We start from the raw sequence: 17,766 nt of genomic DNA on the forward strand, positions 1-17,766 counted from the left end.
TCTTGCTGATGCGGGGAGGGAAGGTATGACCGCGTCGCGACGCACGCTGATGGTGATGGCAGGCGGCACCGGGGGCCACGTGTTCCCGGGGCTCGCGGTCGCGCACCGGATGGAAGCGGCGGGCTGGCGCGTCGTGTGGCTCGGCAATCCGGCCGGGATGGAAGCGACGCTCGTGCCGAAGCACGGCATTCCGATGGAATACGTGCGCTTCGGCGGACTGCGCGGCAAGGGCCTGAAGACCAAGCTGACGCTGCCGTTCAACCTGCTGCGCGCATGCTGGCAGAGCCTCGGCGCGCTGCGCCGCGTGCGGCCGGACGTCGTGCTCGGGATGGGTGGCTACATCACGTTCCCGGCGGGCGTGATGGCCGCGCTGTCGGGCCGTCCGCTCGTGCTGCACGAACAGAATTCGATCGCGGGCCTGACCAACAAGGTGCTCGCGAAACTGGCCAAACGCGTGCTCGTCGCGTTTCCCGGCGCGCTGCCGCACGCGGAATGGACGGGCAACCCGATTCGTGCGGAACTTGCGCACACGGAACCGCCCAAAGCACGCTATGCGTCGCGCAGCGGCCCGCTGAACGTGCTAGTCGTCGGCGGCAGCCTCGGTGCGGCCGCGCTGAACGAAGTCGTGCCGCGCGCGCTGGCGCTGCTGACGCCGGACGAGCGCCCGCGCGTCGTGCACCAGGCCGGCGCGAAGCACATCGACGCGCTGAAGGCGAATTACGAAGCGGCCGGTTTCGCGGCCGGCGAAGACGTGCGGCTCGTGCCGTTCATCGACGACATGGCGAGCGCGTACGCGGCGGCGGATCTCGTGATCTGCCGTTCCGGCGCGATGACGGTGTCGGAGATCGCGGCGGTGGGCGTGGCGGCGCTGTTCGTGCCGTTCCCGTACGCGGTCGACGACCACCAGACGACCAACGCCGCGTTCCTCGCCGATGCGGGCGCGGCGGTGCTGGTGCAACAACGCGACCTGTCGGCGGAACTGCTCGCCGACTGGCTGCGCGCCCAGTCGCGGGCGTCGCTCGCGGACATGGCGGAGCGTTCGCGCTCGCTGGCGAAGCCCGAGGCCACCGACGAAGTCGCGCGTGTCTGCGCGAAGGCGGCCGGCGCGAACCTGGAAAAATTGCAATGAAACACATCGTCAAACACATTCATTTCGTCGGGATCGGCGGCGCGGGCATGAGCGGCATCGCAGAAGTGCTCGTCAACCTCGGCTACGAGGTCAGCGGCTCCGACCTGTCGCGCAACGCGGTGACCGACCGTCTCGAGGCGCTCGGCGCGCGGATCGCGATCGGCCACGACGCGGCGAACATCGAGGGCGCGAACGCGGTCGTCGTATCGACGGCCGTGCGCTCGGACAACCCCGAGGTGCTGGCCGCGCGTAGCCAGCGCGTGCCGATCGTGCAGCGCGCGGTGATGCTCGCGGAACTGATGCGCCTGAAGCAGGGCATCGCGATCGCCGGCACGCACGGCAAGACCACGACGACGAGCCTCGTCGCGAGCGTGCTCGCGGCAGGCGGCCTCGACCCGACCTTCGTGATCGGCGGCCGGCTGATCAGCGCCGGCGCGAACGCGCGGCTCGGCACGGGCGACTTCATCGTCGCCGAGGCCGACGAGTCGGACGCGTCGTTCCTGAACCTGTATCCGGTGATCGAAGTCATCACGAACATCGACGCCGATCACATGGACACCTACGGCCACGATTTCGCGCGGCTCAAGCAGGCGTTCATCGAGTTCACGCAGCGCCTGCCGTTCTACGGCAGCGCGGTGGTGTGCGTCGACGATCCGAACGTGCGGCAGATCATCCCGTTCATCTCGAAGCCGGTCGTGCGCTACGGGCTGTCGCCGGACGCGCAGGTGCGCGCGGAAGACATCGACGCGCGCGACGGCCGCATGCATTTCACGGTGATCCGCGAAGGCCGTGCGCCGCTCGCGGTGGTGCTGAACCTGCCGGGCCTGCACAACGTGCAGAACGCGCTCGCGGCGATCGCGATCGCGACCGATCTCGGCGTGGCGGACGACGCGATCCAGCTGGCGCTCGCGGAATTCAACGGCGTCGGCCGGCGCTTCCAGCGCTACGGCGAGGTGCCGAGCGCGGACGGCGGCCAGTACACGCTGATCGACGATTACGGCCACCACCCGGTCGAGATGGCCGCGACGATCGCGGCCGCGCGCGGCGCGTTCCCGGGCCGCCGCCTCGTGCTGGCGTTCCAGCCGCACCGCTACACGCGCACGCGCGACTGCTTCGACGATTTCGTCAACGTACTGTCGACGGTCGACGCGCTGGTGCTGACGGAAGTCTATGCCGCGGGCGAAGCGGCGATCGCGACGGCCAACGGCGACGCGCTGTCGCGTGCGCTGCGCGCGGTGGGGAAGGTTGACCCGGTGTTCGTCGCGACGGTCGACGACGTGCCGGATGCATTGGCGAAGGTCGCGCAGAACGGCGACGTGGTGATCACGATGGGCGCGGGTTCGATCGGCGGCGTGCCGGCGAAGCTCGTGCAACACACTCAACAGAAGGCATGACATGAGCGGGATCGATCCGAAACGTTTCGGCAAGGTGGCGGTGTTGTTCGGCGGCGAATCCGCCGAGCGCGAGGTGTCGCTCACCTCGGGCCGCCTCGTGCTGCAGGGCCTGCGCGACGCGGGCGTCGACGCGCATCCGTTCGACCCGGCCGAGCGGCCGCTGTCGGCGCTGAAGGACGAAGGCTTCGTGCGCGCGTTCAACGCGCTGCACGGCGGCTACGGCGAGAACGGCCAGATCCAGGGCGCACTCGATTTCTACGGGATCCGCTACACGGGCAGCGGCGTGCTCGGCTCGGCGCTCGGCCTCGACAAGTTCCGCACGAAGCTCGTGTGGCAGCAGACGGGCGTGCCGACGCCGCCGTTCGAGACGGTGATGCGCGGCGACGACTACGCGGCGCGCGCGACGGACATCGTCGCGAAGCTCGGCCTGCCGCTGTTCGTGAAGCCGGCGAGCGAAGGCTCGAGCGTCGCGGTGCTGAAGGTGAAGACGGCCGACGCGTTGCCCGCCGCACTGTCGGAAGCGGCGACGCACGACAAGATCGTGATCGTCGAGAAGAGCATCGAAGGCGGCGGCGAATACACCGCGTGCATCGCCGGCGATCTCGACCTGCCGCTGATCAAGATCGTGCCGGCCGGCGAGTTCTACGACTACCACGCGAAGTATGTCGCCGACGACACGCAGTACCTGATTCCGTGCGGGCTGCCCGCCGAACAGGAAGCGGAACTGAAGCGCATCGCGCGCCGCGCGTTCGACGTGCTCGGTTGCACCGACTGGGGCCGGGCGGACTTCATGCTCGACGCCGCCGGCAACGCGTATTTCCTGGAAGTGAACACGGCCCCCGGGATGACCGACCACTCGCTGCCGCCGAAGGCCGCGCGCTCGATCGGCATCAGCTATTCGGAGCTGGTCGTGAAGGTGCTGTCGCTTACGCTCAACGACTGACGCAGGAACGGAACGACGTATGTGGAACAACGTTCGCCAACTCAACCTTGCCGCCAGCGCGCTGTACGCGCTGTTGCTGCTCGTGTTGGCGGCGGCCGGCTGCTACTGGCTGATCCAGCGTCCGACGTTCGCGCTGCGCGAAATCCGGATCGATGGTGACACCGAGCACATCAACTCGCCGACGGTGCGTGCGGGCGTGGTCGGCCGGCTGAAGGGCAATTTCTTCACGGTCGATCTCGACGCGGCGCGGGCCGCGTTCGAGCAGATGCCGTGGGTGCGCCACGCGAGCGTGCGCCGGGTGTGGCCGAATGCGCTGGCTGTCACGCTCGAGGAGTACAAACCGCTCGGGACCTGGGGCAGTGCGCAGCTCGTGAGCGTCGACGGCGAGCTGTTCACCGCGAACCAGGGCGAACTGGATCAGGAATTGCCCGCGTTCGACGGCCCGGAGGGCAGTGCGAAGGAAGTCGTCACGCGGTATCACGACTTCGCGAACTGGTTTGCGCCGCTGAAGGCGGCGCCGGAAGAAGTGACGCTGTCGGCGCGCTACGCGTGGACGGTGAAGCTGTCGAACGGCATGCAGGTCGAGCTGGGCAAGGAACGCAACAGCGAGTCGCTGCATGACCGGAGCCAGCGCCTCGTCGCCGCGTGGCCGGCTGTCACGGAGCGTTGGGGCAACGACATCGAGTACGCGGACCTGCGTTATCCGAACGGATTCGCGATTCGTGCGGCAGGCATGCGGTTCCTGACCGATACCGACAAGCGCAAGAAGTAACGAGAGATCACACGCAAGAGCACTTTATGAGCAAAGACTACAAGGATCTGCTGGTTTCCCTCGACATCGGCACGTCGAAGGTGGTGGCCATCGTCGCCGAGCTGAAGGGCGAAGGCCATTACGAGGTGATCGGCCTCGGCCAGAGCGAGTCGAAAGGTCTGAAGAAGGGCGTGGTGGTCAACATCGAGGCCACCGTGCAGTCGATCCAGCGCGCGCTCGAGGAAGCCGAGCTGATGGCCGACTGCAAGATCACCAACGTGTTCACGGGGATCGCCGGCAGCCACATCCGCAGCTTCAACTCGAGCGGGATGGTCGCGATCAAGGACAAGGAAGTCACGCAGACCGACGTCGCGCGCGTGATCGAGACCGCGAAGGCGATCAACATCCCGACCGACCAGCAGGTGCTGCACATCCTCACGCAGGAATTCATCATCGACGGCCAGGAAGACGTGCGCGAGCCGATCGGCATGAGCGGGATCCGCCTCGAGGTGAAGGTGCACATCGTGACCGGTGCGGTCAGCGCCGCGCAGAACATCGTCAAGTGCGTGCGCCGCTGCGGGCTGGAAGTGAACGACCTGATCCTGCAGCCGCTCGCGTCGTCGCTGGCCGTGCTGACTGAAGACGAGAAGGATCTCGGCGTGGTGCTGGTCGACGTCGGCGGCGGCACGACCGACATCGCGATCTTCGCCGAAGGCGCGATCCGCCACACCGCGGTGATTCCGATCGCCGGCGACCAGATCACGAGCGACATCGCGATGGCGCTGCGCACGCCGACGCCGGACGCGGAAGACATCAAGGTCGGCTACGGGATCGCGAAGCAGGCGCTCGCCGATCCGGACGAGATGGTCGAAGTGCCGGGCCTCGGCGAACGCGGTCCGCGCACGCTGTCGCGCCAGGCGCTTGCCGCCGTGATCGAGCCGCGCGTCGAGGAACTGTTCTCGCTCGTGCAGCAGGTCGTGCGCGAGTCGGGTTACGAAGAACTGCTGAGCTCCGGCGTGGTCATTACCGGCGGGGCTTCGATGATGCCGGGCATGGTCGAGCTCGGCGAAGACATTTTCCTGAAACCGGTGCGCATCGGCGCGCCGGAATACGCAGGCGGCCTCGCCGACGTGGTGCGCAACCCGCGCTACTCGACGGCGATGGGCCTGCTGGTCGAAGGCAGTGCACAGCGCATGCGCGGCCGCAAGGTCGCCGTGCAGTCCGGCAACGCGGGGCAGATCTTCTCGCGGATGAAGGAATGGTTCCTGAGCAACTTTTGACATACCGAATCGAAATTCGCGCCGGTGCCGGCGGCTGGCGCGCGACAGGGGGTTGCCCGATCTCCTGCCGAATAACGGCCGAGTAGTTCTATTTTCTTGACGGAGGCAACAATGGAATTCGAAATGCTGGAAACCGAAACCAACGGCACCATCATCAAGGTGGTCGGCGTTGGCGGCGCTGGCGGCAATGCCGTTCAGCACATGATCAACCGTGGCGTGCAGGGCGTCGACTTCATCGTGATGAACACCGACGCACAGGCGCTGTCGCGTGCGCGCGCACCGTCCGTGATCCAGCTCGGCAACACGGGCCTCGGCGCCGGCGCGAAGCCGGAAATGGGCAAGGCGGCGGCGGAAGAGGCGCGCGAGCGCATCGCCGACGCACTGCGTGGCGCGCACATGGTGTTCATCACGGCCGGCATGGGTGGCGGCACGGGCACGGGCGCGGCGCCGGTGGTCGCGCAGATCGCGAAGGAGATGGGCATCCTGACGGTTGGTGTCGTCAGCAAGCCGTTCGAATTCGAAGGCGGCAAGCGCATGCGCGTCGCGGAAGCAGGCTCGCAGCAACTGGAGGATCACGTCGACTCGCTGATCGTCGTCCTGAACGACAAGCTGTTCGACGTGATGGGCGATGACGCCGAGATGGACAAGTGCTTCCAGTGCGCGGACGACGTGTTGAACAACGCGGTTGCGGGCATTGCCGAAATCATCAATGTCGATGGCCTCGTGAACGTCGACTTCGAAGACGTGAAGACGGTGATGGGCGAGCAGGGCAAGGCGATGATGGGCACGGCGACGGTCGCCGGCGTCGATCGCGCACGCCTCGCGGCCGAACAGGCCGTGGCGAGCCCGCTGCTCGAAGGCGTCGATCTGTCGGGCGCGCGCGGCGTGCTGGTCAACATCACGTCGAGCCGTTCGCTGCGCCTGTCGGAAACGCGCGAAGTGATGAACACGATCAAGAGCTACGCGGCGGAAGATGCCACGGTGATCTTCGGTGCGGTGTACGACGACGCGATGGGCGATGCGCTGCGCGTGACGGTCGTGGCGACGGGTCTGGGCCGTGCGGCGAAGAAGCAGCAATCGGCTCCGATGACGCTGCTGCGCACCGGCACCGACAACCAGCCGGTGAACGTCTCGCACGGCTATGCGCAGCCGCAGCACGTCAGCACGGCCGACTACGGCGCGCTCGATACGCCGGCGGTGTGGCGCAACTCGCGCGAAACCGCGGCATCGCACGTGCAGGCGCTGCAGGAGAAGGGTGTCGACACGTACGACATCCCGGCTTTCCTGCGCAAGCAGGCTGACTGACGACGCACACAGGCGAAGCCGCGGCAAGTTTGCCGCGGTAACGCCGGCGTGACGGATGCCACGGACCACGACAGGCCGCGTCGGATGCGACGCCGGGCCGGGAAACGTGCCCTCTTCGCTCGAGCGAGGCGGGATGGGCCGTGCTGTCCGCAACACGCTGAAAAACCGTATCGCTATGAGGGACCAGCCATGATTCAAGTGGGCGACGCGCTGCCCGACGCGCAACTGTTCGAGTTCATCGACGACGCGCGCGAAGGCTGCACGCTGGGGCCGAATGCCTTCAGCGTGCGCGACCAGGTTGCGGGAAAGCGGGTGGTGATCTTCGGATTGCCGGGAGCTTTCACGCCGACCTGCTCGGCGCAGCATGTGCCGGGCTATGTCGAGCACGCCGAGCAACTGCGCTCGGCGGGCATCGACGAGCTCTGGTGCGTGTCCGTCAACGACGCATTCGTGATGGGCGCATGGGGACGTGATCTGCACACCGCGGGCAAGGTGCGCATGATGGCGGACGGCAGCGCTGCTTTCACTCATGCGCTGGGGCTGACGCAGGATTTGTCCGCGCGTGGTATGGGAATCCGTTCCCTGCGCTACGCGATGGTGGTCGACGACGGTGTGGTCAAGACGCTGGCCGTCGAAGCGCCGGGCAAGTTCGAAGTGAGCGATGCGGCGAGTGTGCTCGCGACGTTGAAGTCCTGATCGTGCGGTGCGCCGTTGCCTGCCGGCAACGCTGCTCACCGGCCTCAGGGCAGTTGTAACACGGGCCGATGACCGGAAACGCCTCCGTTCCGGGCATCGGCCCGTCCCGTATCGGCGCGGGTAACCAGTCGAAACAGATTGATACGCAGTTTCAAACAGCGTCGAATAGGGAATTACGCTATAATCTCACCTATCGAATATAACTCCTGATTGATATTCTCAATCAAGACGAAGAACACCATGTTGAAGCAGCGCACCATCAAAGCGATCGTGAAGACCGTGGGCATCGGTCTCCACTCGGGCCGCAAGGTCGAACTGACGCTCCGCCCGGCCGCGCCGGGCACGGGGATCGTATTCTCGCGCGTCGACCTGCCCACGCCTGTCGACATTCCGGCATCCGCGATGTCGATCGGCGACACGCGGCTCGCGTCGGTGCTGCAGAAGGATGGAGCGCGCGTGTCGACCGTCGAGCACCTGATGTCGGCGTGCGCCGGCCTCGGCATCGACAACCTCTATGTCGACGTGACGGCCGAGGAAATCCCGATCATGGACGGCAGCGCCGCGTCCTTCGTGTTCCTGATCCAGTCCGCGGGCATCGAGGAGCAGAACGCGCCGAAGCGCTTCATCAAGGTGAAGAAGCCGGTCGAAATCCGCGACGGCGACAAGTTCGCGCGTCTCGATCCGTATTTCGGCTTCAAGCTGAAGTTCACGATCGACTTTCGTCACCCGGCCGTCGACAAGACCGGCCAGGAACTCGAGGTCGATTTCGCGAATACGTCGTACGTGCGCGAGATCGCGCGTGCGCGCACGTTCGGTTTTGCCCATGAAGTCGAAATGATGCGCGAGCTGGGTCTCGCGCGCGGCGGCAGCATGGACAACGCGATCGTGCTCGACGAGTACCGGATCCTGAACAACGACGGGCTGCGTTACGACGACGAGTTCGTGAAGCACAAGATGCTCGATGCGATCGGCGACCTGTACGTGGTCGGCCATCCGCTGCTGGCGTCGTACACCGCGTACAAGTCGGGGCACGGGCTGAACAACGCGCTGCTGCGCGAACTGCTCGCGCACGAAGACGCGTACGAGATCGTCACGTTCGACGACCCGCAGGCTGCGCCGAAGGGCTTCGCGTTCGACGCGCAGACGGCCTTCGCCTGATCGGCGTCCGGCGCCCCGCGATAAAAAAAGCGACCTTCGGGTCGCTTTTTTATTGGGCGGCCGGCCCGCACGGGCGGCGGCGCGCGTTCAGCGCGACGACTTCGCGCCGTGCCGTGCGGCCATCCGCGCGAGCGCGGCCTGCAGCGGCGACGGCTCGAGGTGATCGGCGAGCTCGCGCAACGCGGCGGCGCCGACGGTCGTCATGCGCGCCTGCTTCACGTGCGGCGGTTCCGGCGCGTCCTTCGGCCGCACGCGTACGCGCAGCGCCGAGACCGGCCAGCCGCGCTTCTGGAGATCGGCGAGCAGGCGCGGCTCGACCTGCCGCAGGCGGGCCGCGAGCGCATTGTGCGCGGCAAAGAGGGTCAGGGTGCCGTCCTTGATGGAGCCCGGTTCGACATGACTCGCAAGATAGTCGGGCAGGAGCGCCGCGAGGTCGCGCTGCAGCGACGCGACCTGTTCGACGCCGGCGCGCAGCGCCGCGAACGCGTCGGTGCGGTTGAGCACTTCGGACACGGGTTGCGGGCGATATGCGGGGAGCGGGCCGAAACGCTTGGAAAATAGGTTCATCGAGGCATTCTTCGGGCGCGCACGGGCGCGGACGTTGACGCCGATTGTACCCGCGCCGGCTCCCGCACGGGCGGCTTTCGGGCCGTGCGCCCGGTTGCCTGCACGGGTTCGGCGTGCGGCGTGGGTCGGGCCGGGACACCGGCGCATGCTTCCTCGCGTGCTAAAATTCCTCGTTTGATTCCACTAATTCGCTAAGCCGCCGAGGCTCGGGCGTCGGGGCGCGCAACACGCGCCGGGCGCCGGTGCTGCGACGCAGGATCCGATCCGATGACAACCGGTTTTCTCCAGAAAATTTTTGGCAGCCGCAACCAGCGGCTCGTCAAGCAATACCAAAAGACCGTCGCGACGATCAATGCGCTCGAAACGCAGATCGAGAAGCTGACGGACGACCAGTTGCGCGGTAAGACGGATGAGTTCCGCCAGCGGATCGCGGGCGGCGAGTCGCTCGACAAGCTGCTGCCCGAGGCGTTCGCAGTCTGCCGGGAGGCGAGCCGCCGCGTGCTGAAGATGCGCCATTTCGACGTGCAGCTGATCGGCGGCATGGTGCTCCACTACGGCAAGATCGCGGAAATGCGCACCGGCGAGGGCAAGACGCTCGTCGCGACGCTGCCCGTGTACCTGAATGCGCTGGCCGGCCGTGGCGTGCACGTGGTGACGGTCAACGACTACCTCGCGCAGCGCGACGCCGAATGGATGGCGCGCCTCTACAACTTCCTCGGTCTGTCGGTCGGCATCAACCTGTCCGGCATGGAGCACGACCAGAAGCAGCAGGCCTACGCGTCGGACATCACCTACGGCACGAACAACGAGTTCGGCTTCGACTACCTGCGCGACAACATGGTCTACGAGACCGACGCGCGCGTGCAGCGGGCCCTGAACTTCGCGGTCGTCGACGAAGTGGACTCGATCCTGATCGACGAGGCGCGTACGCCGCTGATCATCTCGGGCCAGGCGGAAGACCACACCGAGCTGTACGTGCGGATGAACGCGCTGCCCCCGCTGCTCGAGCGCCAGATCGGCGAGGAGAAGGCCGATGGCACGGGCGTCGAGAAGCCGGGCGACTACACGCTCGACGAGAAGTCGCGCCAGGTGTTCCTGACGGAGTCGGGCCACGAGAAGGCCGAGCGGCTGCTCGCCGAGTGGGGCCTGATCGGCGAGGGCGAGAGCCTGTACGCGCCGCAGAACATCACGCTGATGCACCACGTGTACGCGGCGCTGCGCGCCCACACGCTGTTCCACAAGGATCAGCACTACGTCGTGCAGAACGGCGAAGTGGTGATCGTCGACGAATTCACGGGCCGCCTGATGGCGGGCCGCCGCTGGTCCGACGGCCTGCACCAGGCGGTCGAGGCGAAGGAGCACGTGAAGATCCAGAGCGAGAACCAGACGCTCGCCTCGATCACGTTCCAGAACTACTTCCGGATGTACGCAAAGCTCGCGGGCATGACGGGCACGGCGGACACCGAAGCGTACGAATTCAACGAGATCTACGGCCTCGAGACGGTCGTGATCCCGACCAACCGTCCGCCGAAGCGGATCGACAAGCAGGACCAGATCTACAAGACGGCCAAGGAGCGCTACGACGCGGTGATCCGCGACATTCGCGAGTGCTACGAGCGCGGTCAGCCGGTGCTGGTCGGCACGACCTCGATCGAGAACTCGGAACTGCTGTCGCACCTGCTGAAGCAGGCCGGGCTGCCGCACGAGGTGCTGAACGCGAAGCAGCACGAGCGTGAAGCGGCGATCGTCGCGGAAGCCGGCCGTCCGAAGCGCATCACGATCGCGACCAACATGGCCGGTCGCGGTACCGACATCGTGCTCGGCGGCAACGCCGAGAAGCAGGCCGCATTCATCGAAGCCGACGAAGCGATCCCGGCCGACGAAAAGGCGCGCCGCATCAAGCAGTTGCACGACGAGTGGGAAACGCTGCACGAGCAGGTGAAGGCCGCGGGCGGCCTGCACATCATCGGCACCGAGCGCCATGAATCGCGCCGGATCGACAACCAGTTGCGCGGCCGTGCGGGCCGCCAGGGCGATCCGGGCTCGTCGCGCTTCTATCTGTCGCTCGACGATCCGCTGCTGCGCATCTTCGCGGGCGACCGCGTGCGCTCGATCATGGATCGCCTGAAGATGCCGGAAGGCGAGGCGATCGAGGCCGGCATCGTCACGCGTTCGATCGAATCGGCGCAGCGCAAGGTCGAAGCGCGCAACTTCGACATCCGCAAGCAGCTGCTCGAATACGACGACGTGTCGAACGACCAGCGCAAGGTGATCTACCAGCAGCGCAACGAATTGCTCGAAGCGCACGACATCACCGAGACGATCTCGGCGATGCGTCACGGCGTGATCACCGAAGTCGTCCGCCAGTTCGTGCCGGAAGGCAGCATCGAGGAACAGTGGGACGTGCCCGAGCTCGAGGAAGCGCTGCGCAACGACTGGCAGCTCGACCTCGCGATCCAGGAAATGGTGAACGAGTCGTCGTCGATCACGGCCGAGGAGATTCTCGAAGCCGTGACGACCGCCGCCGACGAGCAGTACGAGGCGAAGGTCGCGCTGGTCGGGCGCGAATCGTTCAGCGCGTTCGAGCGTTCGGTGATGCTGCAGACGGTCGACCGGCTGTGGCGCGAGCACCTCGCGGCGCTCGACCACCTGCGCCAGGGCATCCACCTGCGCGGCTATGCGCAGAAGAACCCGAAGCAGGAATACAAGCGCGAAGCGTTCGAGCTGTTCGCCGCGATGCTCGACGCGATCAAGCAGGAAGTCACGCGCATCGTGATGAACGTGCAGATCCAGTCGCCTGAGCAGCTCGAGGAAGCCGCCGAGCAGATCGAGGAGCGCGGCGGCCATCTCGAAAACGTCGAGTTTCAGCACGCCGACTACGCGGAATCCGGCGCGCCGGTCGCGAACGTCGCGGCCGCCACCGCGGCCACGGCGACGGCCGACATGGTCGGCAGTGCGATGACCCACAGCGGCCCCGGCGGCGAGATGCCGAAGGTCGGCCGCAACGACCCGTGCCCGTGCGGCAGCGGCAAGAAGTACAAGCAATGTCACGGGAAGCTGTCATGATCGGCGGCGGCGCGCATCCGCGTGCCGCTTCGTTCGCAGCTTCGAGTCAGTGACGTGAGTTGCGGCGGCCCGCGCGTGCGGCCGCCGGTTCTTCCAATCGATGCCGGCGCGTGCCGGCATTTTCCATCCGGCAGGTGTGCCCCATGGCTGTCAATTTTCCGTCGATCGATCCCGCCCAACTCCATCCCGTCGCCGGCGTCACGCTCGGCTGGGCGGAAGCGAACATCCGCAAGCCGAATCGCAAGGACGTGCTGGTCATCTCCGTCGACGAAGGGGCGACGGTCGCTGGCGTATTCACCGAGAACCGCTTCTGCGCCGCGCCCGTGATCGTGTGCCGCGAGCATCTCGCGAAGGTGCGCGCGGGCGGCGCGGGCATCCGCGCGCTCGTCGTGAACACGGGCAACGCGAATGCGGGCACCGGCGAGCCAGGCCTCGCGAACACCCGCGAAACCTGCGCGGAACTCGCGCGTCTCGCGGGCCTCGACGCCGCACAGGTGCTGCCGTTCTCGACCGGCGTGATTCTCGAGCCGCTGCCGATCGACCGCCTGAAGGCCGGGCTGCCGGCCGCGCTCGCGAACCGCAAGGCCGCGAACTGGTACGACGCCGCGCAGGCGATCATGACGACCGACACGCTGCCGAAGGCCACGTCGCGCCAGGTGACGATCGACGGCCATACGGTCACGCTGACGGGCATCAGCAAGGGCGCGGGCATGATCAAGCCGAACATGGCGACGATGCTCGGCTTCCTCGCGTTCGATGCGAACGTCGCGCAGCCGGTACTCGACACGCTCGTGAAGGAAGTGGCCGACCGCTCGTTCAACTGCATCACGATCGACGGCGACACGTCGACGAACGACTCGTTCATCCTGATCGCGTCGGGCAAGAGCACGCTGCCCGCGATCACGTCGACCGACTCGCCGGCTTATGCGGCGCTGCGCGATGCAGTGACGCAGGTTGCCCAGCAGCTGTCGCAGCTGATCGTGCGCGACGGCGAAGGCGCGACGAAATTCATGACGGTGCAGGTCGAGGGCGGCAAGAGTGTCGCCGAGTGCCGCCAGATCGCGTATGCGATCGGGCATTCGCCGCTGGTGAAGACGGCCTTCTATGCATCCGACCCCAACCTGGGCCGGATTCTCGCGGCGATCGGCTACGCGGGCGTCACGGATCTCGACGTCGGCAAGATCGATCTCTATCTCGACGACGTGCTCGTCGCGAAGGCCGGCGGCCGCAACCCGGCTTATCAGGAAGAGGACGGCCAGCGCGTGATGAAGCAGAGCGAAATCACGATTCGCGTGCTGCTCGGCCGCGGCGACGCGCAGGCAACGGTCTGGACGTGCGACCTGTCGCACGATTACGTGAGCATCAACGCGGACTACCGCTCCTGATCGGGAGCGCTCGAACGACATGGACAAGCTCGAACAGTTTCTGACGCGCGCGGAAGCGCTGCTCGGCCGCCTCGAGGGGATGCTGCCCCCGGCGCCGGCGGCCGTCGACTGGAACGCCGCCACCGCGTTCCGCTGGCGCAAGCGCCAGGGGCGCGGCTATCTGCAACCGGTGCCGGCAGCGTCGACGATCACGCTCGACGACCTGCACAACATCGATCGGCAGAAAGGGCTGATCGAGCAGAACACGCGACAGTTCGTGCAGTGCAAGCCGGCGAACAACGTGCTGTTGACCGGTGCCCGCGGCACCGGCAAGTCGTCGCTGATCAAGGCGTGCCTGAACGCCTATGCGAAGGACGGGCTGCGCCTGATCGAAGTCGACAAGGACGATCTGCACGATCTCGGCGACATCGTCGAGGTGATCTCGCAGCGTCCGGAGCGGTTCATCGTGTTCTGCGACGACCTGTCGTTCGAGGACGGCGAATCGGGCTACAAGGCGCTGAAGGTCGCGCTCGACGGCTCGATCGCCGCGCAGTCCGACAACGTGCTGATCTACGCGACGTCGAATCGCCGCCATCTGCTGCCCGAGTACATGAGCGACAACGAGTCGTACAAGCATCTGCCGGACGGCGAGATCCACCCCGGCGAAGTCGTCGAGGAAAAGATCTCGCTGTCGGAGCGCTTCGGCCTGTGGGTCAGCTTCTACCCGTTCAAGCAGGACGACTACCTAGACATCGTCGCGCACTGGCTGCGCCATTTCGGTTGCGCGGACGCCGAGATCGAGACGGCACGCGGCGATGCGCTCGTCTGGGCGCTCGAGCGCGGTTCGCGTTCGGGGCGTGTCGCATGGCAGTTCGCGCGCGACTGGTCGGGCCGCAAGGAGCAGGCATGAGCACGGATTCCGTAACGAGCGCCGTGCGCGCGCCCGACGGCCGGAAGGTGACGGAAGTCGCGGTCGGCGTGTTGGTGCAGCCAGACGGTCGCTACCTGCTCGCGCAGCGGCTGCAGGGCAAGCCGTATGAAGGCTATTGGGAGTTTCCGGGCGGCAAGCTGGAGGCCGGGGAGAGCGTCGAGGACGCGCTGGCGCGCGAGCTGCACGAGGAACTCGGCATCGAAGTCACGGCCAGCCACCGCTGGCATACGCTCGAGCACGATTATCCGCACGCGTACGTGCGGCTTTATTTCTGCAAGGTGACGGGCTGGACGGGTGAGCCGCACAGCAAGGAAGGGCAGGCGTTCGTATGGCAGCAACTGCCGGTCGAGGTCGCGCCGCTGTTGCCGGCGGCGCTGCCGGTGCTGGAACTGCTCGAGAAGGAAGCGGCGTCGCAATGACGCCGTGACGGCTCGCCTGGAAGGCGGGCCACATCCGCCCATGGGCGGTGCCGTGCGCCGCTCAGCTATCTCGGCGGCCGTCGGTGCCGTCTTCCTCCGACGACGGACCCTCGTCGGAGGACCCGCCGATCCGGTACTTTTCCGCGGCCCATGCACCGAGGTCGAGCTGCTTGCAGCGGGCCGAACAGAAGGGACGGAACTTGTTTTCAGGCGTCCAGCGCACTTCTGCGCCGCACGAAGGACATTTCACAACGGTAGTCATACGAAAGCGTCGAACCGGCACACGGCCGTTACAGATTGCACAGTGTCAGATGGAACGGCACGTCGATGTCCACCGCGCGCGGCCGCACGTCGCCGTCCTGCATGGTGAACCGTACCCACAACATGTATTTGTTGGCGCTCGCTTCGGGAATCACGCGCAGCTCCGGCGGCACGCGCACCTGCATCAGCTGATAGGTGCGCCCCGACAGCATCTGCTGGTAGCTGCCCTGCATCGCCATCACCTTCGACGCCTGGCCCGATTCGCGAGCGAGCCGCAGCACGATCGCCGCGGCATCGCGCAGCGGCAGCAGCGGCAGGATCCATTTCGCGATGTCCTGGCGCCGCTGTTCCGCGGGCCATTGCTGCCACGCGTAGTACGACGGAAGGTCGAACTTGCACGTGCCGCCGGGAATCACCGCGCGGCTGCGGATGCTGGCGAGCCACTCGTTGTCGACCAAATGCTGCCCGGTCTTGCCCTGCATCTGCGCAAGATTGGCGAGCGTCTGCTCGATTTCACCGAGCACGGACTCGAGCGCATTCTGTTCGATGCCCGGATTGCCGCGAAAGGGGGCGAGCGTCTGGCGTTGACGTTCGAGCTCTTTCATCAGATCCGATTTCAGGTCCGCGCGGCCCGTGACCTCGGCGATTTCGAACAGCGTCGTCAGCGCGACGTGATGCTCACGCGGGTCCTCCTGAGCCAAAAAGAACGCGAAGCGCTCGAACAGGTCTTCGAGGCGCAACAGCGTGCGAATTCGCTCGTTGAACGGATACTCGTAAAGAATCAAGCGCGCTCGCCTCTAGGGTAGGGATTGAAACAATGCAGGACATTCTAATGCTCACTGTCTACCCTAGCAACGCACCAATTTCGTACACCATCCGATCGCACGCCGCGATCAGTGCGCGGCAGCCGCCAATGCGAGATAGCGTTGGTGCAGTGCATCGACCTGCGCGGCGAGCGCATCGGGTGTCGTCGCGTCGTTGACGATCACGTCGTCGGCCGCTGCGAGACGCGCCTCGCGCGTTGCCTGTCTCGCGATGATCGCTTCGACCTGTTCGCGCGTGAAATCATTGCGTCGCATCACACGTGCGATCTGCGTTTCGACCGGACAGTCGACCACGAGCACTCGATCGCTGCGCGCCTTCCAGTTACCTGACTCCACGAGCAGCGGCACGACGAAGATCACGTAAGGGCCCCGCGCTGCGCGGGCTTCGCGATCGGTTTCGGCGCGGATCAGCGGATGCGTGATCGCCTCGAGGCGCCGGCGTGCGTCGTCGTCGCTGAAAATGAGTGCGCGCATCTTCGCGCGATCGAGCGAGCCGTCGGCCGCGACGAAGTCCGGTCCGAATGCGTGTTCGATCGCGGGCATCGCGAGACCGGCCGGGGCGGTGATGCGGTGCGCGATCAGGTCGGTGTCGACGAGCGATGCACCGCGTGCGGCGAACAGGTCGGCGACGGTCGTCTTGCCGCTGCCGATGCCGCCGGTCAGTCCTATTGCAAACATGTGAGCCTCCGCCGGGCGGCCGCGCGGAAGCGAAGCGCCTCCCCGCGACGCAGCGAACATGGCGGACGCCGGCAGCGTGTCATGTCAGCCGCCGAGCGCCGAATAGAAAGGGGTACCGAAAAACAGCGTGGCGACACCGCCTGCCGCGAGGAACGGGCCGAACGGAATCGGCTCCTCGAAGCGCATGCGACCGCGCCAGGTCGCGACGAGCCCGACGAGCGCACCCGTCACCGCGGCGAACAGCACGACCTGCGGCAGCGCGGCCCAGCCCATCCACGCGCCGAGCGCGGCGAGCAACTTCAGATCGCCGAAGCCGATGCCCTCGATGCCGCGCAGCCACTTGAACAGCCAGTAGACCGACCACAGGAACAGGTAGCCGGCCATCGCGCCGACCACGGCCGAACGCAGCGACGTGAACGTGCCGCCGAGATTCAGTGCGAGCCCGGCCCACAGCAGAGGCAGCGTCATCGAATCGGGCAGGTAGCCGGTCTGGATATCGATCGCGCTCATCGCCAGCAGCGCGGCGCACAGTCCGAACGCGGCGAGTGCGGCAACGGTGGGGCCGAACGCGGCGAGCGAACCGGCGGCGAGCAGCGCACCGGCGAGCTCGACGAGCGGATAGCGCACGCCGATCGCATGGCCGCACTGACGGCAGCGCCCGCGCAACAGCAGGTAGCTCACGAGCGGGATGTTTTCCCACGCACGCAGCACGTGACCGCAATGCGGACAGGCGCTGCGCGGGCGCCACAGATCGTAGTGCGGCGGATAGCCGTCGTCCGGCGGCGAGCTTGCGCTGCCGGTTGCTTCCGCGATTTCGGCCTGCCACGCGCGCTGCATCATCACCGGGACCCGGTGCACGACGACGTTCACGAAGCTGCCGACGCACAGGCCGAGCACGACGGCGAACGCATACTGCACCGCGAGCGGCAGCATCGCCAGCGCGTGCAACGTGCTGTCGGGCGAGTCGAAAACGGTGGTCAGGGGCGCGGGCGTCATGGGG

The 17,766-nt window shown here is 66.6% G+C and carries 17 protein-coding genes; 12 read left to right on the forward strand and 5 right to left on the reverse strand.

Annotated elements, in window-relative coordinates; all coding sequences use genetic code 11:
- Nucleotides 1–25 precede the first annotated feature (25 nt).
- From murG to lpxC, 8 genes are all read left to right on the forward strand, one after another.
- Nucleotides 26–1,129 (forward strand): undecaprenyldiphospho-muramoylpentapeptide beta-N-acetylglucosaminyltransferase, encoded by a 1,104-nt coding sequence (murG, locus tag DID99_RS17740; protein WP_124667237.1) that lies wholly within the window; start codon nt 26–28, stop codon nt 1,127–1,129.
- Nucleotides 1,126–2,523 (forward strand): UDP-N-acetylmuramate--L-alanine ligase, encoded by a 1,398-nt coding sequence (gene murC, locus DID99_RS17745; RefSeq protein WP_044844234.1) that lies wholly within the window; start codon nt 1,126–1,128, stop codon nt 2,521–2,523. The genes murG and murC overlap by 4 nt, the downstream gene beginning before the upstream one ends.
- 1 nt (nt 2,524) lies before the next feature.
- Nucleotides 2,525–3,466 (forward strand): D-alanine--D-alanine ligase, encoded by a 942-nt coding sequence (locus DID99_RS17750; protein ID WP_040143319.1) that lies wholly within the window; start codon nt 2,525–2,527, stop codon nt 3,464–3,466.
- A gap of 19 nt (nt 3,467–3,485) precedes the next feature.
- Nucleotides 3,486–4,238, forward strand: coding sequence for a cell division protein FtsQ/DivIB (locus tag DID99_RS17755; RefSeq protein ID WP_124520021.1), 753 nt, complete (start codon nt 3,486–3,488; stop codon nt 4,236–4,238).
- Between the two features lie 26 nt (nt 4,239–4,264).
- A complete protein-coding gene (gene ftsA, locus DID99_RS17760) occupies nt 4,265–5,497 on the forward strand; it encodes a cell division protein FtsA (RefSeq protein WP_044844232.1) in 1,233 nt (410 codons plus the stop codon).
- Between the two features lie 111 nt (nt 5,498–5,608).
- Nucleotides 5,609–6,802, forward strand: a complete 1,194-nt coding sequence (gene ftsZ, locus DID99_RS17770) for a cell division protein FtsZ (RefSeq protein WP_044844231.1) — start codon at nt 5,609–5,611, stop codon at nt 6,800–6,802.
- A gap of 189 nt (nt 6,803–6,991) precedes the next feature.
- The gene (locus tag DID99_RS17775; protein ID WP_044844230.1) at nt 6,992–7,498 is read left to right on the forward strand and encodes a peroxiredoxin; all 507 of its coding nucleotides are present in this window, start codon (nt 6,992–6,994) and stop codon (nt 7,496–7,498) included.
- A gap of 240 nt (nt 7,499–7,738) precedes the next feature.
- Entirely contained in the window at nt 7,739–8,656 is a 918-nt protein-coding gene (gene lpxC / locus DID99_RS17780) for a UDP-3-O-acyl-N-acetylglucosamine deacetylase (protein ID WP_124571483.1), read from the forward strand.
- 87 nt (nt 8,657–8,743) lie between these two features.
- Here the strand turns inward: lpxC and DID99_RS17785 are convergent, their stop codons facing one another.
- The gene (locus DID99_RS17785) at nt 8,744–9,223 is read right to left on the reverse strand and encodes a DUF721 domain-containing protein (protein WP_124667238.1); all 480 of its coding nucleotides are present in this window, start codon (nt 9,221–9,223) and stop codon (nt 8,744–8,746) included.
- 267 nt (nt 9,224–9,490) lie between these two features.
- Here DID99_RS17785 and secA point away from each other — a divergent pair, with 267 nt between their 5' ends.
- The 4 genes from secA (at nt 9,491) to DID99_RS17805 (ending at nt 15,003) form a co-directional block, all read left to right on the forward strand.
- The gene (gene secA, locus DID99_RS17790; protein WP_124488223.1) at nt 9,491–12,289 is read left to right on the forward strand and encodes a preprotein translocase subunit SecA; all 2,799 of its coding nucleotides are present in this window, start codon (nt 9,491–9,493) and stop codon (nt 12,287–12,289) included.
- Between the two features lie 143 nt (nt 12,290–12,432).
- The gene (gene argJ / locus DID99_RS17795) at nt 12,433–13,674 is read left to right on the forward strand and encodes a bifunctional glutamate N-acetyltransferase/amino-acid acetyltransferase ArgJ (RefSeq protein WP_124488224.1); all 1,242 of its coding nucleotides are present in this window, start codon (nt 12,433–12,435) and stop codon (nt 13,672–13,674) included.
- A gap of 19 nt (nt 13,675–13,693) precedes the next feature.
- Nucleotides 13,694–14,563 carry an ATP-binding protein gene (locus tag DID99_RS17800; RefSeq protein ID WP_044844225.1) on the forward strand — a complete coding sequence of 290 codons (870 nt, stop codon included), beginning with the start codon at nt 13,694–13,696 and terminating at the stop codon, nt 14,561–14,563.
- Nucleotides 14,560–15,003 (forward strand): NUDIX domain-containing protein, encoded by a 444-nt coding sequence (locus tag DID99_RS17805; protein ID WP_124571482.1) that lies wholly within the window; start codon nt 14,560–14,562, stop codon nt 15,001–15,003. The genes DID99_RS17800 and DID99_RS17805 overlap by 4 nt, the downstream gene beginning before the upstream one ends.
- A 61-nt stretch (nt 15,004–15,064) precedes the next feature.
- On the opposite strand, the gene DID99_RS17810 is transcribed toward DID99_RS17805, so the two are convergent.
- From DID99_RS17810 to DID99_RS17825, 4 genes are all read right to left on the reverse strand, one after another.
- Entirely contained in the window at nt 15,065–15,265 is a 201-nt protein-coding gene (locus tag DID99_RS17810) for a DNA gyrase inhibitor YacG (protein WP_039317342.1), read from the reverse strand.
- 28 nt (nt 15,266–15,293) lie between these two features.
- Nucleotides 15,294–16,049 carry a cell division protein ZapD gene (gene zapD / locus DID99_RS17815; RefSeq protein ID WP_044844223.1) on the reverse strand — a complete coding sequence of 252 codons (756 nt, stop codon included), beginning with the start codon at nt 16,047–16,049 and terminating at the stop codon, nt 15,294–15,296.
- 108 nt (nt 16,050–16,157) lie between these two features.
- Entirely contained in the window at nt 16,158–16,766 is a 609-nt protein-coding gene (gene coaE / locus DID99_RS17820) for a dephospho-CoA kinase (RefSeq protein ID WP_124571481.1), read from the reverse strand.
- Nucleotides 16,767–16,850: 84 nt separating this feature from the next.
- Nucleotides 16,851–17,762 carry an A24 family peptidase gene (locus tag DID99_RS17825; RefSeq protein ID WP_124488226.1) on the reverse strand — a complete coding sequence of 304 codons (912 nt, stop codon included), beginning with the start codon at nt 17,760–17,762 and terminating at the stop codon, nt 16,851–16,853.
- Nucleotides 17,763–17,766 lie beyond the last annotated feature (4 nt).

The sequence above is a fragment of the Burkholderia sp. Bp8986 genome (assembly GCF_003854225.1).
Classification (GTDB): Bacteria; Pseudomonadota; Gammaproteobacteria; order Burkholderiales; family Burkholderiaceae; genus Burkholderia.